General features: G+C 73.1%; 14 protein-coding genes. 8 read left to right on the top strand and 6 right to left on the bottom strand.

From position 1 onward, the window contains the following. The first annotated feature begins 268 nt into the window (after window positions 1-268). From ACZ4Z3_RS25370 to ACZ4Z3_RS25355, 4 genes are all read left to right on the top strand, one after another. Complete coding sequence (locus ACZ4Z3_RS25370; RefSeq protein ID WP_468503153.1) at window positions 269-850, top strand: Rv1733c family protein; 582 nt, start codon at window positions 269-271, stop codon at window positions 848-850. A 232-nt stretch (window positions 851-1,082) separates the two neighbouring features. Next, the gene (locus ACZ4Z3_RS25365) at window positions 1,083-2,717 is read left to right on the top strand and encodes a SulP family inorganic anion transporter (protein ID WP_468503482.1); all 1,635 of its coding nucleotides are present in this window, start codon (window positions 1,083-1,085) and stop codon (window positions 2,715-2,717) included. Further along, window positions 2,714-3,139, top strand: a complete 426-nt coding sequence (locus ACZ4Z3_RS25360; protein ID WP_468503152.1) for an ATP-binding protein — start codon at window positions 2,714-2,716, stop codon at window positions 3,137-3,139. The genes ACZ4Z3_RS25365 and ACZ4Z3_RS25360 overlap by 4 nt, the downstream gene beginning before the upstream one ends. Window positions 3,140-3,428: 289 nt before the next feature. Continuing rightward, window positions 3,429-3,779 (top strand): ArsR/SmtB family transcription factor, encoded by a 351-nt coding sequence (locus ACZ4Z3_RS25355; protein ID WP_055542578.1) that lies wholly within the window; start codon window positions 3,429-3,431, stop codon window positions 3,777-3,779. Between the two features lie 246 nt (window positions 3,780-4,025). Here ACZ4Z3_RS25355 and ACZ4Z3_RS25350 read toward each other — a convergent pair whose 3' ends face one another. Together ACZ4Z3_RS25350 and ACZ4Z3_RS25345 are read right to left on the bottom strand one after the other, a co-directional pair. Further along, on the bottom strand, window positions 4,026-4,955 hold the full coding sequence (locus tag ACZ4Z3_RS25350; RefSeq protein ID WP_468503151.1) for a pyridoxamine 5'-phosphate oxidase family protein: 930 nt from the start codon (window positions 4,953-4,955) through the stop codon (window positions 4,026-4,028). 116 nt (window positions 4,956-5,071) lie between these two features. Beyond that, window positions 5,072-5,383, bottom strand: coding sequence for a DUF1876 domain-containing protein (locus ACZ4Z3_RS25345; protein ID WP_468503150.1), 312 nt, complete (start codon window positions 5,381-5,383; stop codon window positions 5,072-5,074). Window positions 5,384-5,660: 277 nt separating this feature from the next. Here ACZ4Z3_RS25345 and ACZ4Z3_RS25340 point away from each other — a divergent pair, with 277 nt between their 5' ends. Beyond that, window positions 5,661-6,317, top strand: coding sequence for a DUF4389 domain-containing protein (locus tag ACZ4Z3_RS25340; protein WP_468503149.1), 657 nt, complete (start codon window positions 5,661-5,663; stop codon window positions 6,315-6,317). Window positions 6,318-6,430: 113 nt separating this feature from the next. Here the strand turns inward: ACZ4Z3_RS25340 and ACZ4Z3_RS25335 are convergent, their stop codons facing one another. After that, window positions 6,431-7,042, bottom strand: coding sequence for a calcium-binding protein (locus tag ACZ4Z3_RS25335; RefSeq protein ID WP_468503148.1), 612 nt, complete (start codon window positions 7,040-7,042; stop codon window positions 6,431-6,433). A gap of 219 nt (window positions 7,043-7,261) precedes the next feature. On the opposite strand from ACZ4Z3_RS25335, the gene ACZ4Z3_RS25330 reads away from it, so the two are divergent. Further along, window positions 7,262-8,509 carry an MFS transporter gene (locus ACZ4Z3_RS25330; RefSeq protein ID WP_468503147.1) on the top strand — a complete coding sequence of 416 codons (1,248 nt, stop codon included), beginning with the start codon at window positions 7,262-7,264 and terminating at the stop codon, window positions 8,507-8,509. A gap of 23 nt (window positions 8,510-8,532) precedes the next feature. Here ACZ4Z3_RS25330 and ACZ4Z3_RS25325 read toward each other — a convergent pair whose 3' ends face one another. Continuing rightward, the gene (locus tag ACZ4Z3_RS25325) at window positions 8,533-9,336 is read right to left on the bottom strand and encodes a VOC family protein (protein WP_468503146.1); all 804 of its coding nucleotides are present in this window, start codon (window positions 9,334-9,336) and stop codon (window positions 8,533-8,535) included. Window positions 9,337-10,076: 740 nt separating this feature from the next. Here ACZ4Z3_RS25325 and ACZ4Z3_RS25320 point away from each other — a divergent pair. Next, on the top strand, window positions 10,077-14,240 hold the full coding sequence (locus tag ACZ4Z3_RS25320) for a hypothetical protein (RefSeq protein WP_468503145.1): 4,164 nt from the start codon (window positions 10,077-10,079) through the stop codon (window positions 14,238-14,240). A gap of 240 nt (window positions 14,241-14,480) precedes the next feature. Here the strand turns inward: ACZ4Z3_RS25320 and ACZ4Z3_RS25315 are convergent, their stop codons facing one another. Further along, the gene (locus ACZ4Z3_RS25315; RefSeq protein WP_468503144.1) at window positions 14,481-15,041 is read right to left on the bottom strand and encodes a snapalysin family zinc-dependent metalloprotease; all 561 of its coding nucleotides are present in this window, start codon (window positions 15,039-15,041) and stop codon (window positions 14,481-14,483) included. Window positions 15,042-15,366: 325 nt separating this feature from the next. On the opposite strand from ACZ4Z3_RS25315, the gene ACZ4Z3_RS25310 reads away from it, so the two are divergent. Next, complete coding sequence (locus ACZ4Z3_RS25310) at window positions 15,367-15,627, top strand: inner-membrane translocator (RefSeq protein ID WP_468503143.1); 261 nt, start codon at window positions 15,367-15,369, stop codon at window positions 15,625-15,627. A 127-nt stretch (window positions 15,628-15,754) separates the two neighbouring features. On the opposite strand, the gene ACZ4Z3_RS25305 is transcribed toward ACZ4Z3_RS25310, so the two are convergent. Then, complete coding sequence (locus tag ACZ4Z3_RS25305) at window positions 15,755-16,405, bottom strand: restriction endonuclease (protein ID WP_468503142.1); 651 nt, start codon at window positions 16,403-16,405, stop codon at window positions 15,755-15,757. Between the last annotated feature and the right edge of the window lie 46 nt (window positions 16,406-16,451).

The following is a 16,451-nucleotide window of genomic DNA, read 5'->3' as shown; positions in this document are numbered from 1 at the left end:
CGAGAAGCGGGTGGAGCCCTTCCCGTCCTGCGCCCCGGCCTCCCGTGCCGCCGACCCATCGCAGGGCGCCGCCGTGCGACGGTCGTCAACCGCACCCGACCCGAAGTGCTCCGCCCGCGCTCCGCCCGCCTCGGCCAGGGCCGAACGACCCTCGCCGGGTGGCGAGTCGGCCCCGATCGGCCCAGACGACGGCACCTGAACGGCCCATGTGACGGTGGTGTTCCGACTGGCACCTTCCACAGGGACGACGAGGAGGAGGTGCGGACCGATGGCCGGCAGCAGGCGAGGGAAGAAGCTCCTGTGGCGATGGCGGGGCAATCCGCTGCGGCGCCACGAGGACGTACTGGAGGCGTGGGTCGTGCTCGCCGTCTGGGCGGTCATGGTGATCGGAGGCACCCTCGTCGGCTTCCTGACCGCGCAGGCGGCGCAGGAGGTCTTCGCCCACCAGCGCGCCGAGCGGCGTTCGGTCCCGGCCGTACTCCTCGCCGACGTCCCCGCGCCGAGTTCGGGTCCGTACAGCGCGGGCGACCGCTCCTCGGCGGAGGTCCGCTGGACCGCCCCGGACGGCACCCCGCGCACCGGAAGGACGATGGTGGAGGGCGGCCGGAAGGCCGACACCCGGGTCACGGTCTGGATCGACGGGAAGGGCGCCCTGGCCAGTGAGCCGCCCACCCCGAACGAAGCGGCGATCGAGGCCGGCGCGCTCGGTACGGCCGCGGCGCTCGCCCTGAGCGGCCTGACGTACGGCGTCGGCCGTGCCGGACGGTGGTGGCTCGACCGGCGCCGTGTCGAGCAGTGGGGCAGGGAATGGACCCTGGTCGGCCCGTGGTGGGGCCACAAGACGAGCTGACAACCCGCAGTCGCCGCCTCCATCTCCCTCCCCCACTCCCACCTGCGGAATTGCAAAATTTAGCAATTCACTAGATGCTGTGTTGCCGTGCCCGTGGTCCGCCGGGCGCGGCGCATGGGGTCCGCTCCGAGACGGGGCGCCGCAGGGAAGCCGAGGGGTCGTGTCCGTTCCGCTGTACCAGGCCGCGGCCCGGCTCACCGCGCTGCTGCCCTCGCGCGCCGACCTGGCGGCCATGGGGCGCTCCCCCAGACGGGATCTGCTCGCGGGGCTCACCGTGGCGATCGTGGCCCTGCCGCTCGCGCTCGGCTTCGGTGTCTCCTCGGGTCTCGGGGCCGAGGCGGGACTGGCGACCGCCGTGGTGGCCGGTGCGCTCGCCGCCCTGTTCGGCGGTTCCGACCTCCAGGTGTCCGGGCCGACCGGGGCGATGACCGTGGTGCTGGTGCCGATCGTCGGCCAGTACGGGACGACGGGCGTGCTCACCGTCGGGCTGATGGCCGGCGTGATGCTCATGGCTCTGGCCGCGCTGCGGGCCGGAACCTGCATGCGGTACGTACCGGCGCCCGTGGTGGAGGGCTTCACCCTCGGCATCGCCTGCGTCATCGGGCTCCAGCAGGTGCCCCAGGCGCTCGGTGTGGCCGCGCCCGACGGCGACCGGGTGCTGGTGGTGGCGTGGCGAGCCGTCGCGGAGTTCGCGGGGCACCCGAACTGGACTGCGGTCGGCCTCGCGGTGTCCGTCGCCGTGATCATGCTGGTGGGCGCCCGTCTGTGGCCGACCGTCCCGTTCTCCCTCGTCGCCGTCGTCGCGGCCACGGTCGTCGCCCAGGTCGCGGACCTCGACGCCGCGCCCATCGGTGACCTTCCGTCCGGACTGCCCGCGCCCTCGCTCGGCTTCCTCGACCCGGGCTCGCTCGGCTCCCTGCTCGCCCCGGCCGTGGCCGTGGCGGCGCTCGCGGCCCTGGAGTCCCTGCTGTCGGCCTCGGTGGCGGACGGCATGACGGTGGGGCGGCGGCACGACCCCGACCGTGAACTGTTCGGCCAGGGGCTGGCCAATCTCGCGGCCCCGCTGTTCGGCGGGGTGCCCGCGACCGGAGCGATAGCGCGGACCGCAGTCAACGTCCGCACGGGCGCCGGTTCCCGGCTGGCGGCCCTGACCCATGCCGCGATCCTCGCCGTGATCGTCTTCGCGGCGGCACCCCTGGTGGCGAGGATCCCGCTCGCGGCGCTGGCCGGGGTGCTGCTGGCGACCGCGATCCGCATGGTCGAGGTCGGCTCGCTCCGGGCGATGGCCCGCGCGACCCGCTCGGACGCGTTGATCCTCGTCCTCACCGCGGTCGCGACCCTCGCCCTGGACCTCGTGTACGCGGTGATCATCGGTCTGGCGGTGGCGGGAGCGCTCGCCCTGCGCGCCGTCGCCAAGCAGGCCCGTCTGGACCGGGTGCCGCTCGACCGGGGCGACCACAGCGCCGAGGAACACGCCCTGCTCGCCGAGCACATCGTCGCGTACCGCATCGACGGGCCACTGTTCTTCGCCGCCGCGCACCGCTTCCTGCTGGAGCTGACCGAGGTGGCCGACGTACGGGTCGTCATCCTGCGCATGTCCCGCGTGTCCACGATGGACGCCACGGGTGCCCTCGTGCTGAAGGACGCGGTGGAGAGGCTGACGCGGCGCGGCATCCTCGTCCTGGCCTCCGGGATACGGCCCGGTCAGCGCCGGGTCCTGGACTCCGTCGGCGCGCTGGAGCCGCTGCGGCACGACGGCCGGGAGTACGCCTCCACCCCGGAGGCGATCCGAGCGGCCCGTCACCACCTGGAGACGGCCGGGATCCTGCCCGCGGACATGGGCCAGGGACGGACGGTACGGGGATGACCACGCCACTGGACGCGCTGCCGCACCGGCACGTGCTCACCCTCCCGACCATGCCGGCCGCCGTGCGCCTGGCCCGGGAGACCGCCGAGCAGGCCCTGACCGAATGGGGGATCGGGCTGCGGCACCCCGCCGTGGACCCGGCCCTGCTGATCCTCGGCGAACTGGTGGCCAACAGCGTCCGGCACGCCGCACTCCTGTCACCGCAGCTGACCGTGATCTACGCGGCGGACCGGGACCGGCTGGCCCTCGCCGTCCACGACCGCCACCCGTACCAGCCCCCGCTGTACGGCGCGCTCGCCGGCGGCGGCACCGGAGGGCTGGCCACCGTCATGGAACTGACGCTCGGCCTGGGCGGCACCGCCGTCATCGACCCGGACACCGACGGGAACGGCAAGAGCATATGGATCACCCTGCCCCTGTGAGCGCCGGTGCGGGCGGGCCGACTCGGCGGCTGCGGCAGAGGGGACGGCGTACTCGGCGACCTGGGCTCGGCGACCGGGGCTCAGCGACCGGGGCTCAGCGACCGGGGCTCGGCGGCCGGGCGGGGAGTCGGCGTCGCCGCGTCCGGCTGCTCTGTTTCCTCCCCGCGGTTTCGGCGTGGTCGGCGCGGCAGGCGAGGATGGACCGCATGTTCCTGACGAGTGAGTGGATGCGACCCACCGCGCCCCTGCCGGTGAGACCGTGCGGATGCGTCGAGGAGGCGACGGCACGATGAGTACGCCGCTGTACCAACTGAAGGCCGAGTTCTTCAAGACGCTGGGCCACCCGGCCCGCATCCGGGTCCTGGAACTGTTGAGCGAGCGTGAGCACGCGGTCGCGGAGATGCTGCCCGAGGTGGGCATCGAGCCCGCCCATCTGTCCCAGCAGCTCGCGGTGCTGCGCCGCGCCAACCTGGTCAAGAACCGCAAGGAGGGCTCGACGGTGTACTACTCGCTGACCAGCCCCGACGTCGCCGAGCTGCTGCGGGTGGCACGGACCATCCTCTCCGGAGTGCTCGCCGGGCAGGCCGAACTGCTGGCCGACCTCCAGGCCGCGCAGAGCGAGGGAAAACCACCCTCCTGACAGTGGTCTCGCGGTCGTGAGCCGTGGAACGGAGGCAAGAGCGCAGCAGCCGGGGTCGCCCCGTGGGCGGGCGGACGCACGAGGGCCCGGCTCGGCCCGTGGGCCAGCGTACGCGGGGCCGGGGTCGGCCCGTGGGCGAGCGGCCTCCGCACGGGGGCCGGGTCAGCCCGTAGCGGGCGGGCGTCCGCACGCGCACCGTTTCGCGGCGGTTCCGCGGGGGTTCAGGGGACCGTCGGCGGTCCCGTCTCACTGCTCCGCCGGGACGATGCGGTGCCCCGTGACGCGGGTGGGGTGGATCGCCACCCACATCTCCCGGACGCCTCCGGCCCAGGGCGCGGAGTGGGCGCCCTCCACCAGCCGACGCACCTCGTCGGGTTCGGTGACCACCCGCGCGGTTCCGACGGCGAGGACGCTCCAGCCCTGGCTCATCGCCTCGTCCACGTGGTCGACCTCGAAGGCCACCTCCGACCCGACGGCCGCCGCCGGGAGGGACTCCGGCGCGGTCCGGAACGCGATCGTGTCGCCGACGACCTCGTAGTTCACCGGGACCACCGCCGGGCCCCCCGCCGACGAGACCGCCACCCGGCCCACACCGTGGGTGGACAGCAGGGCACGGCACTGGTCGGGGTCGAGGTCCACCAACCGGGGGTGCGGCAACGCCTGGCCCTGGCCGGGCGGCGCATCGACGCCGGCGCCGCGCAGGGCGGCGACGGTCGTGCCCAGGGCGTCGGCCAGGGCGATGAGGCTGGCCTTGGTCGGGTCGGCCGGCTGTTCCTCCAGGTAGGCCAGGTACTCCGGTGCCATTCCGGCACGGCGGGCCGCCTCTTCGCGGGTCAGCCCCCGGCGGAGGCGTTGGGCCGCGACACGGCGGCCGATGTCACCGGGGTTGGGCGGCATGCCCGACGGGGTCTCGGAAGCGCCCGTGCCCGTGCGCGGCTCATGCGTGGGCGGCGCGGGTGACCGGGACGGCTCTGGTCCGCCGCCGGGCCGGTGTTCGCTGTGGTGGACGTGTGCGTCCGGGCCGGGGAAGACGAGGGTCACCTCATCCGTGTCCGACCAGCGCACGTCGTAGGGGGGTGTCCCGTCCTCATGGTGGAGTCCGACGATCTCGCCGTCGCGCCGGGTGGCTCCGGTGGTGCTCTCGACCACGAGTCGATCACCGAGTTGAGCTCGCATGATGGCCGCCGTTTCGTCGTATGCCGGTCGTGCGCCGGTGTGTTCGGCCCGGCCCGCCCGTGCGACAGGGCCGGGCCGGGCGGGCGGCCCCGCCGAGCGGACCGACGTGGCCGTCGTCACCCTGTCGGCGGTTGGTCGGGCAGCGGCCAGCCGGTCTCCGGCAGGTCGCCGCGCCCGGTCCCGGCCGCGCCCACGCCCTCGATGTCCTGGGCGGCGACGCGCACCAGTTGCCTGCCGAGGTCGTGCAGGGCCCTGCCCGCCGCGAGCTCGTCACCGATCTCCGGCACGTCCATGTCGTCGGGGCTGCGATGGGCCACGCCATGTCCGACGAGCTGCGTGGTCCCGGTGTCGAGCATCACGCGCGCCTTCGTCGTCCCCTCCTCCTCGAAGAGATGGAGACGGACTTTCCATTCCACGGTATGGGCCATCACGGTCCTCCTCATCTCGGCGCGGGACCTCCTCGGCGAGTGCGGTCAACCGCCACCATCACCGTCTCCAGCATCGGCGCGCCGCGCGACGGCGGCCACTCGCGCTCTCGACGGCTGCTCGGCGCGCCGTCCTGCCCTCTCAGCCCGCGTCAGCCCAAGTGCGCGTGTCGGCCCGTGACCGGAAGCTGGAGTGGAGGCCCCGGACGGGGCATCCGATCTCGCCACCGCCGGGAGTACCGGACGTGCCCGTCGCCGAACGACGAAGGGATCGGTCCTCATGAGCACGGAGTTCTTCGCGTCCCCTCACCCCGCCCGACTGAGCGCGCGGCTTGACACCCCGCTCTCGCGCTGGCTGTGGCTGGTGAAGTGGCTGTTGGCGTTCCCCCACTACGTCGTCCTGACGTTCCTCTGGGTGGCGTTCACCGTGGTCGGTGTCGTCGCGTTCTTCGCCATCCTGTTCACCGGCCGCTACCCACGATCGCTGTTCGACTTCAACGTCGGTGTCCTGCGCTGGAGTTGGCGGGTGGCCTACTACGCGTACGGCGGCCTGGGCACGGACCGCTACCCGCCGTTCACCCTCGCCGACGTCCCCGACTATCCGACCCACTGGGACGTGGCGTACCCGGAGCAGCTCTCCCGTGGTCTGGTCCTGGTGAAGTGGTGGCTGCTGGCGATCCCGCACTATCTGGTGCTGGGGTTCCTGCTGGGCGGCGTACACATGGCGTGGTTCTCGGGAGGCCTCATCGGGCTGCTGGTGTTGTTCGCCGGCATCGCGCTGGCCGCGACGGACCGGTATCCGCGGGGCCTCTTCGACCTGGTGATGGGGCTGAACCGCTGGGTGTTGCGGGTTGCCGCCTATGTCGCCCTGCTCACGGATGTGTATCCGCCCTTCCGGCTCGACCAGGGCGGCGAGGAGCCCGCTCCGCGTCCCTGACCTCCGCCGCTCGCCGCCCGTGCGGTGTCGTGCGCGTCGAGGCGGGCCGGCGACGAGACACACCGCACCCATCGCCGGCCAACCCTTGATCCCCCGTACCGCGACCGCGCCCCTCAGCGTTCGCAGCTGTCCTTCAGGTCGTTGACGTCCCCCGTGCAGGTGTCGGTGCCGGCGTCTCCGAAGGAGCGGTCGTTGCCGGCCGAGAAGTCGCCGGCGTCCAGGCGGTCGTCGCCGTCCCTGCCGAACATGACGTCGTCCCCGGCGCCACCGGTGATGTTGTCGACCCCGGCCCCACCGAAGATCGTGTCGTGTCCGGCCTGACCGTTGAGGAAGGTCCTCGCGGTGGCCCTGTAGTCGATCGTGATGATGTCGTCGCCCGAGCCCCCGCTGATGTCGGCGGGCATACCCCCGGTCACGAGGACGATGTCGCCGAGGTCCCCCATGTCGAGCGTGAGGGTGCGGTTGCCGTACGGGCAGGTGACGGTGGATCGGTCGACCTGGGTGCAGCCGGATCCCGCGGTGACGGCGTCTCCGCCGTCGCTGATGGTCACCGTGCCGCCGGACCGGGTGATGGAGAGGTCGTTCGCCTTTCCGGCCACGGCGTTGACGTGGATGCGGACCGAGTCCGCCCGTACACCGGTCGCGGCATGGGCCTGCCCCGTCGACAGCACCGTGGCCGCGCCGAGCGCCAGGGCCGTGACGCCGGCCTGCGTCGCGTTGCGCATGGAGATCTTCAATGCTCCTCCTGTTCCCCCTGATGAATCTGGGCTGGTCCAGCCGTGAACCATCCTGGGCGGGAGCGGGGGGCGAGACATGGGGGCCCGGCCCCCAATTAGCGGGCCTGCGTCACGCGCCCTCGCTGCCCCCGAGCTCCATGCCCTCCGAGGCCCTCACCTCACCGAACGGAGTTGTACGTTCTTTATATTCTGTACATAATCCGGATCGTGAGTGAGCCGCTGCGCCTCAACCGTGACTTCGTCCTGCTCTGGAGCGCCACCCTGTCCTCGACGCTGGGCGCCCAGGTGGCCTCGGTCGCCTATCCCCTTCTGACCCTTCAACTGACCGGCTCGGCCGTACACGCCGGTCTGATCGGTTCCGCGGCGATGGCCGCCGGTATCGCGATGCGTCTGCCCGCGGGCGCTCTGGTCGACCGGTGGGACCGGCGGCGCACGATGCTCGTCTGCGATCTCGTACGAGCCGCCCTCATAGCCGCCACGGTCACCGGTTCGCTGCTCGGGTTCCTCGACTGGCGCATGCTGCTGGGCGCGGCGGTGGTCAGCGGTGTCTGCGGGGTGTTCTTCGAGCCCGCGGAGACAGCACTGCTACGGCGCGTCGTTCCCGCCGAGCACCTGCCGCAGGCGCTCGCGCACAACGAGGCACGTCAGTACGGAGCCACGATCGCCGGCCCCCCGCTGGGCGGCCTGTTGTTCAACCTGGGGCGAACGGTCCCCCTCGCCGGTGAGCTCCTCGCCCATCTGCTGTCCTTCGCGGCGGTCCTCGCCGTGAAATCCCCGGCCCCGGCCACCACCCCCATCGCCCGTACCGTCCCCTCGCCCCCGGACCGCCCGCACTCCCTCCTGCGCGACATCGCCGACGGTCTGTGCTGGACGTGGCGGCAACGGTTCCTGCGTGTCCTGCTGGTGACGGCCGCGGGCTTCGGACTCGTGTTCTCCGCACTGACCTTCACCGCGATCGTCGCCGCCCGGCGGAGCGGCGCCGCACCGGCCGATGTCGGCCTGATGATGGCGATCTCCGGTGCCGGCGGGCTGCTGGGCGCGCTGGCCGCCCCCCGGCTGCAACGTCTCAGCCCCACGTCCGTCGTGCTGGCGATGTTCTGGGTCGCCGCCGCGGCGATTCCCGCGATGGCCGTCCGGCCGACCGCCTGGATCCTCGGCCCCCTGCTGGCCGCCGCCTTCTTCCTGGCTCCGGCGGCCAACGCGATTCTGTACACCTACCAGATGACCATCACGCCGGATCACTTGCAGGGCAGGGTGCTCAGCAGCCTCGCGCTCATCGGCGGCGCGGCGGCCCCGGTCGGGCCGCTCGCCTCGGGACTCGTCCTGGAGCACTGGGGTGTGCAGGCCGCCCTGCTGTCGATCGCGTCCGTCATGGGGCTCGTGGCCCTGGGGGCCACCTGGAGCCGCACGATCCGGCACCTGCCCCCGCTGGACCAGGCCAGAGCCGTGGGTTGACCGAGTCGGCCCGCCCGGCGCGATCAGCTCTGGGCCGGGGTGAGCACCACGAAGTCCGCGTTCGACGGGTCGAGGCAGACGGCCAGACGGCCCACGCCCGGCGCGTCCTCCGGCCCCATCTGCACGCTGCCGCCGTTCGCGGTGACCGCGGCGACCGCCGCGTCGCAGTCGGCCACGGCGAACACCGGGTGCCAGTACGGCCGCCCGTCCGTCAGCGTCAGATCCCCCTTACCGAGCTGCATGAGGCCGCCCTGCATGCGTTCCTCGGGGAGTCCGGCGGGCGTGATGAGGGTGTACGTGCCTCCGCCGCCCGGCATTTCCATCTCCCCGAACCGCCAGTCGAACACCTTGCCGTAGAACTCCTTGGCGGCCGCGGCGTCGCTCGTGTACAGCTCGGTCCACGACAGCGAGCCGGGCTCGTCGGCGAGTTCGAAGCCCGCGTTCTTCCCCGGCTGCCACACCGCGAACTGACCGCCCAGGGGGTCCGTGTACTGGGCCATCCGGCCCCAGTCGCCGAGGTCCCTCGGCGCCACCCGCACCGTGCCGCCGGCCTCCTCGACCGTGCGGGTCGTCGCGTCCGCATCGGTCACGGTGTAGTAGATCATCCAGGCGGAGCGGGCACCCTCCTCGGTGAGTTTGCCGAGTCCGGCGACGACCTTGCCGTCCTTCCGGAACATGCCGCCCTCCATGTCCTCCCCCTCGACCTCCCCCATGGGCTCGTACTCCCAGCCGAGCACCGCCCCGTAGAAGGCCGCTGCGGCCCGGACGTCGGGGGCGCCGAGGTCCAGCCAGCAGGGGGAGCCCGGGGTGAGGTCAGTGGTGATCACGGCAAGTCCCTTTCTCGAGTCCTTGGGCCTCACCCTGACACCTGACGCGGCCGAGCGCGCGTCGACCGCAGCGGGGCACCGGCAACGGCCGCCGACCCCCCGCTGCCCCTCACCACTCTGGCGCCTCCATGTGCGTCCGCCGTCCCCGGAGATCCACGGCCCTTCGCCCTTCACCAGGTCGTACGACGGTGTCGTCGCGTCGGCGATCCCGTGGAGCGTCGTGCCGTCGACGGCGAAGGACCTGAACTTCGCCGGAGTCCTCAACTGGCGGAAGGTGGTGTTCGTGGGTCGGTGGCGAGCCTGTGACGGCCGCCTTCGTCACCGACGAGCACCCGCCCGTCCGCGAGGCCTCCGGTCGACGGCGAGGTGGACGGCACGGTCGGGGACACCGGCCAGACCCGCGCCGCCTCTATGTCCCTGTGCTCCGCGCGCTCGGCCAACGTACGGCCGTCGCGGTCGACGATGCACCAAGCGGTGACGGCACCCGAGGGGCTGACGCCGGAACCTTCCGGGCCGTCGGCGGTGAGCGTCAGTTGACGACCTCGCGCGCGCTCCGAGCGGCGCGTTCGCCATGTTCGGGGGAAGAGAGCTCCAAGGGTTCCTGACGCTCGCGGCTGCGGAGGGTCGGCGGTGGTGGTCTTCGCTTCCGAGGGAACGGGGTCACGCCGAGGTGTGCCAGGATCGTTCCCGATCGGTGCGGGCAGCCGCCCGGGATCGGGGAGGGAAGGGGAACGGCACCGGTGCTCGGCAAGTGGTGGAACCGCGCGGGGCGGCGTGAGCCCGTGGGGGTCGGCGGCACTGCTGTCGCCGCCGGACCGGGGGCGGTCGCTGCCGGCGGTGACATCGGCGTTGCCGTGACGGGCAACGGCAACCACGTGTACGTGGGCGGTGAGCCGCGTGTCGCCGTCTCCGACTACCGGTACCAGGTGGTGTCCGTCGGCGCCGCCGAGTTCCATGGGCGGGAGGAGGAGCTGGCGGCCATGGCGGCCTTCTGCCGGGCCCCTGACGTGACGGGCTCGTCCGCGTCCGCGTACTGGCGCTGGCTCGCTCCCGCTTGGGCCGGCAAGACGGCTCTGATGGCCGAGTTCGTCCTTGATCCTCCGCCGAACGTCGACGTGGTGTCGTTCTTCATCACCTCACGTCTGAACCGGCAGAACAACCGTGCCGCGTTCTGTGAGGTGGTGCACCGTCAGTTCTACGCGCTGCTGGGCCAGGAGGAGCCCGCCGTGACGGAGTACACGCGGGAGGAGAGCGTCCGGGCGGCGATGGAGCGGGCGGCGGCCTCCTGCGCGGCGCGTGGCCGGCGGCTGGTGCTGGTGGTCGACGGCCTGGACGAGGACCGGGGGGTGCTGGCCGGCCCGGACAGCCACAGCATCGCCGCGTTGCTGCCGCGTGATCCCTCGCACGGGATGCGGGTGATCGTGGCGGGGCGGCCGCATCCCCCGGTTCCGGCCGACGTGCCCGCCGGCCACCCGCTGCGGGACCGCTCCATAGACCGGTGGCTGCGGCCTTCGCCGTTCGCCGAGGCGATCCGGCAGGAGGCCGAGGACAGCCTCCTGCGCATGCTGGACGGCGGCGGTCTGGCACGGGATCTCCTCGGACTGGTCACCGCGGCGGGAGGAGGTCTGACCGCCGCCGACCTCTCCGCGCTGGCGCTCACACGACCGCGGCTCGTGGAGCGGGAACTGGGTTCCGTCACAGGGCGCACCTTCCGGACGCGTACTCCACACTGGTCCTCGGGGGAGGACGGTCGCCCGGCCGACCGCGTCTATGTCCTGGCCCACGAGGAGATCCAGCGCAGCGCACTCGACCTGATGAGCGACGACGAACTGACCGCCTACCGTGAGCGGTTGCACGCTTGGGCGGCCTCCTTCCAGGAACAGCGGTGGCCCGCGCGTACGCCGGAGTATCTGCTGCGCGGATACAGCCAGCTGTTGCGCGCCCAGCGGGACACCGCCCGGCTCGTGCGGCTGGCGGGGGACGCGCACCGCCACAACCGCCTCTGGCAGCGCAGCGGTTCCGATCTGGACGCGCTGTCGGAACTGGCGGCGGCGTTCGACTCCCTGCGGGCCGACGGGAGGTGCGAACCGAGCGACGTCAGCGATGCCTTCAGGCTCGCCATGCGGCGTGACGCCCTGCGTTCCCGCAGCGAGAGCCTCCCGGACGCGTTGATCGCCGTGTGGGCGGGCCTGGGGCACGTACGGCGAGCCGTCGGCCAGGCCCGGGCCCGGCAGGACGTGTCGGCCCAGTTGCGGGCGTTCGGTGGAGTGGTCCAGACCCTGGTCGCGGCGGGCGATCCGACGCAGGCCGCGGAGGTCGCCGTCGAGGCGGCGGAACTGGCGGCCGCCGTTCCCGGACAGCGTGGTGAGGAGGCGACCGAACTCGCCGTGGCCCTGCTCGCCGTGTCCGGTCACCACCACCGGGCGATCGACCTCGCACGGACGCTGCCCTCACCTGCCGTGCGGGACCAGGTGCTGGCGGGCGCCGCCGTCTCCGCGCTCCAGGCCGGACAGCGGGCGTCGGGGACTGCCCTCGCCCGTGCGGCAGCCTCGTCCGTTCCCGACATCACGGCCGTCTCGACCGCGATGCTCATGATCATGAACGGCCGGTACACGGAGGCGGTCACCGAGACCGGCACCGTCGGCGACACCGAACTGAGGGTCCACCTCCTGCGGGACATCGCCGCGGCCATGGCGGAGAACGGGTTGTCCGCCGACGCCGTCGCGGTGTCCTGGAATGTGCTCGCGGAGGGGGCCGGCGCCGCGCCGACGGCCGGTGCGGTGGCCCTGGCGCACGCCGGAGCCCTTGAGCAGGCAGTCGAACTGGCCCGGTCGCCCGCGGATCCGTACACCCGGATGGTGTCCCTGGCGGGCGTCGCGGCGGCTCTGGTCGCCTCCGGCGCGGGAAGCGGTGGTACGGGGAGCAGCGGTACGGGGAGTGGTACGGGAGCCGGCGCGGGGAGCGGTACGAGTACCGGCGCGAGCAGCGGTACGAGTACCGGCGCGAGCAGCGGTAGTACGGGCACCCGCACACGGACGGGCACCGGCGCGCGTGCCGAGGCCGCTCGGACGCTCGCGCTGGAGGCGGCCGCCCTCGCCGACGAGGTGACCGCGGACAACCTGAGGGCCCGTGGACTGACCATGGCGGCTCAGGCGTTGGCTCTCGCCGGTCGGCCGGCGCAGGCGGTCGAACTGCTGCAGCCCCTCAGGTCGCCACGGGAGCGGGAAGAGGCCGTCGCGGACGTGGTCGCCGCCCTGGCGTCCACACCCGAGGGCCTCGCCCCCGCCGACGGAACGGCTCGGAGCCTCACGCTGTCCGCCAGCCGGAGCCGGGCACTGGCCCACGTGGCCTCGGCCCATCTGCGTGCGGGACGGCACGAGCAGGCGGCGGAACTGGCGCGTGAGGCGTCCGACGCCACCAGGCAGGACACCGCGCTGGGCGAGCCGTATCACCTCGGCCGGCTGTGCACGGTGTTGGCCGAGTCGGACGTCCCGGATCTCGCCGTCGGTGTCGCCCGTGGCATCGGCGACCCGGACGCGCGGGCCGACGCCCTGGTGGAGGCCGCGTGCGGTGCGGCCCGCCGCGGGCTGCACAGCGCGGGGGCCGACGTCGCGCGCGCGATCGCCGATCCGTGCCGGCGTGGTCGGGCGCTGGGATGGGTCTCGTCCTCGGCGGCCCGGTCCGGGTCGCTGGAACTCGCCGAGACGTTGCTGCGGGAGATGGACAAGGCGGAGGACGAGCAGCCTCCGCGTCCCCTTCGCTCGTACGACCATCGCAAGGCGGCCCTGACCGCGCTGGTCAGGGCCTTCACCGACGCCGGCCGGGACGACGCCGCGGACGCCCTGACCGAGGCCGCGCCGCACGCCTGGACCAGGGCGGAACTGCGGGCCGCCATGGCGCGAGGTCTCCTCGCACGGGGCGAGGACGAACGGGCCCTCAGTCTCGTGCGGGACGTCGCCGCCTCCCCCCACGCGCCGCGGGCCCTCGCCCCGGTGGCCGCCGCGTGGACGGCGGCCGGCTCGGTGCCGCAGGCGCTCGCGGCCCTGGGGGCTCTGCCCGACGCGGCGGCCCAGGCCGAGGCGCTTGCCCTCGCCGTGTCCTCCCTGACCCGAGACGGCCACGCCGCACGGGCCGCCGCCCTGGCACCCCACGCGCGTTCCCTGGCTGCCACCCTGACCACTCCCCCGTGGCACGACCCGGACAGCGTCGCCGCGGCCGCGACGGGACTGGCCTGGACCGGGGAGCTGGATCAAGCCCGAACCCTGGCAAGGCAGTTGATCGAGTCGCACGCGAGGGACGTGGCAATTGCGGCCGTCGCCGAGGCGATGGCGGCGTCCGGGCGCTACGAGGAGGGCGTCGAACTCGCCGACAGCCTGCCGGAGCCTCTGCTGAAGGGGCGGGTCCTCGCCGACATCGCCCACTGGGCCGCCCGGCGCGGCGACTTCGGTACAGCCGTCCGCACCGGCGCCGCCATCGGGCACAGTGAGCATCAGGACTGGGCGCTCCTGGCGACAGTCGGCTGCGCCGTGCGCGAGCACCGGTACACCGAGGCCGTCGAGGCCGCCCGCACCCTCACCGAACCGCGCACCCGGGTGCGCTCGCTGTGCGGCATCGACGCCGCGGCGCGCCGACACGGCGAGGACACTTTTGCCGATGTGGTGAGCGGCGAGTTCGAGCCCGAAGCGTCCGGCTCCACGGACCCGGAGGACGGGACCGGTGTGTGGCGCTGCGGCCTCAAGGCCGCTGCGGCCGAAGGATGGGGCGACAGCGCGCGAGGGCGTTCGGCGGCAGTCGAAGCGCTCAGTCTCGGCCCCTGGCACCGCTGCCTGCGCGCCACGCGCTCCGCCGCGCCGCAGGCCCTGGCGGAGGCGGTCCGCGCCGTACTGGCCGACGGCGAGGCGTAGCGGGTGCAACGGGCGTCACGGCGTCGTTCGCGCCGCTCCGCATGCGTGGCCCGCCCGGTCGCGCGGGTCGTCCGGTCGCGCGGGTCGTCCGGGTCTCCTCGTGAGGAGGTGCGGCGGGAGCGCGTACGCCCGCCGCATGTGCACCGGCGGGCGTACGGCTGCGGGCGCGTTGTCGCTCGCGGTCACCCGCGTGCGTGGACGGCGGGCCGGCGGCGCTCCTCCCGAGTGGTGGGGCAGTCGTCAGTCCACGACGACCCCCGCCCGCACCGCCGGGGCCGGTCCGACGGGCGCGGCGCCGAAGTTGCCCTCGACCTCCGCCTTCTCCGCGGCGTTCGGATACGGGTTCGTGCACGCGGTGCCCGCGCTGGACCCGGACATCAGGCTGGAGCACGGTCCGGGCTTGCGGTCGGGGAGGCCCAGGATGTGCCCCAGTTCATGGGCGGAGATGCGAATCGTGTTGTAGCCCTGGTCGACGGCCTGGCGTCCCATGTAGACGGTTCCGTTGCCGAGGGAGGTGGTGAGGGCGCGTGGCCAGCCGTTGTCCGCGACGACCCGGATGTTCGCGCGTTGCCCGGTGGCGGCGGGCCGCAGTTCGACGGCGTCGACGCTCTCGTTCCAGATCGCCGCGCCCCGGTCCACCGCGCTCCTGAACTCGGCGGAGCCGCTGGCGTCGTAGGTGAGGACGCGGGCGACGGGGGCGTCCGCCACGGCGAGGGGAGCGGCCGCGGCCTGGCCGCCCGTGAGGGACAGGGACACCACCACGGCGGCGGCGAAGCCGCCGGACAGCTTACGGATGTGCATGTTCGACCTCCTTGTGGGGGAAGGTAGTCGTGCTCATGACATTCTGGAGGTCACTGCCCGGTGGCGGTGAAGGTGAATCCGTCAATCTGGAGCGGCACTCGGCCGGGCTCTCGTCCGGGGCCTTGTCAGCGATCGGTGAGGAGTTCGCGTCGTGAGGAAGAACTGGAGACGGCGACGCAAGACGGACGGTGAGGCATCGTCGGCGGCTGCCCCTTCGGAAGGGGGTACTCCCGGCGATCGTTCAGCCCCGCCCGAACCTACCGACAGGCAGCCCTCCGGCCTCGAGGATGCCCTCACCGCAGGCTGTCTCCTGCTTCTCGTACTGGTGGCGGACGCGGCGGCCACGTTCTTGGTCGTCATCGTGCTCTCCGTCCGGGCACTGGGCCACATGGAGCCCGGCGCCGGACAGCAGGGAAGCAGTGTTCCGCCCCCGGACTGGGGGCCAGTGGTGGGCTTCGGCGCCTTGGCCCTGCTGGTCGGCTTGACAGCCGTCCTCCTACTGCGGATCGGGCACCGGGTCATCGGCGCCGTGCAGTTGACGCTCTGCGCCGTCCTGGCCGTCCACACACTGGGGTTCTGGCCATGACCAGGAAGATGCCGGATGTGATCGCGGCACTGCGAGGAGTCGGTCGACCTGGTGGACGGCCAGTTCGCCCAGCCGTCGCTTGTCGAGGTGGAGGGTGGTCAGGGGTGCTCGACACTCCCCCACCCCGCTATCCGCCCACCCAACTCTCCGGGACCGCCTCCCACGGACACGGTCCGGTGCCGTCCGTCCAACTCCTGAGCTTCTCCCCGTCCACGCACACGATCCCGCACTGGTCGGCGTACTCCGCCGCCGGCGCCGTGAAGTCGCTGGTGGTGACCAGTACGGCCACATCCGCCTCGTGGACCGTGAAGCAAGTGCCGCCGAAGCGCTGGAGGTCCTGGGAGCCGACGCGGTTCGATTCTCCGTAGTGCTTGCACTGGATGACGACCCGGCGCCCGTCCGGGGTCACCGCCACGACGTCGGCGCCCAAGTCTCCCGCCCCTCCCACGACTTCGACGTTCGCGCAACCGTCGCGCTCGCAGAGGGCGGCTATCGCCTCCTCGAACTCCTCCGGTGTCAGGGACTCGTGGCCGGGGTCGACCTCGACGGCCGGGCGCTGTCGGGGGATCAGGTCGGTGTCCAGTTCCTCGGCCGCCTCCCTCGCCGCCTCGTCGAGCGCCGCCGCGGCCCGGCGCGCCGCCCTCACCACGTGCAGGCGGCGCCGCAGGCCCACGAGGGCGGCGACGCCTATGACGACCAGCACCGACACCCAGCCGGGACGCCTCTCGACGGCGCCTGCCACCATGCGGGCCACCCAGCCGAGCACGCTGATCAGCACAGCCAGGATGACGAAGAACAGAGCGGTCGAGCGAAGGTCGAACCGA

It is taken from the genome of Streptomyces sp. NPDC030296 (genome assembly GCF_055572815.1).
Note: the sequence above shows the minus strand (reverse complement) of the source record. Positions and strands in the feature narration are given on the sequence as shown.

What these genes read in the sequence shown, in the direction of transcription:
- ACZ4Z3_RS25370 (WP_468503153.1), top strand. Translation starts at nt 269, where the DNA reads ATGGCCGGCAGCAGGCGAGGGAAGAAGCTCCTGTGGCGATGGCGGGGC.
- ACZ4Z3_RS25365 (WP_468503482.1), top strand. Translation starts at nt 1,083, where the DNA reads ATGGGGCGCTCCCCCAGACGGGATCTGCTCGCGGGGCTCACCGTGGCG.
- ACZ4Z3_RS25360 (WP_468503152.1), top strand. Translation starts at nt 2,714, where the DNA reads ATGACCACGCCACTGGACGCGCTGCCGCACCGGCACGTGCTCACCCTC.
- ACZ4Z3_RS25355 (WP_055542578.1), top strand. Translation starts at nt 3,429, where the DNA reads ATGAGTACGCCGCTGTACCAACTGAAGGCCGAGTTCTTCAAGACGCTG.
- ACZ4Z3_RS25350 (WP_468503151.1), bottom strand. Translation starts at nt 4,955, where the DNA reads ATGCGAGCTCAACTCGGTGATCGACTCGTGGTCGAGAGCACCACCGGA.
- ACZ4Z3_RS25345 (WP_468503150.1), bottom strand. Translation starts at nt 5,383, where the DNA reads ATGGCCCATACCGTGGAATGGAAAGTCCGTCTCCATCTCTTCGAGGAG.
- ACZ4Z3_RS25340 (WP_468503149.1), top strand. Translation starts at nt 5,661, where the DNA reads ATGAGCACGGAGTTCTTCGCGTCCCCTCACCCCGCCCGACTGAGCGCG.
- ACZ4Z3_RS25335 (WP_468503148.1), bottom strand. Translation starts at nt 7,042, where the DNA reads ATGCGCAACGCGACGCAGGCCGGCGTCACGGCCCTGGCGCTCGGCGCG.
- ACZ4Z3_RS25315 (WP_468503144.1), bottom strand. Translation starts at nt 15,041, where the DNA reads ATGCACATCCGTAAGCTGTCCGGCGGCTTCGCCGCCGCCGTGGTGGTG.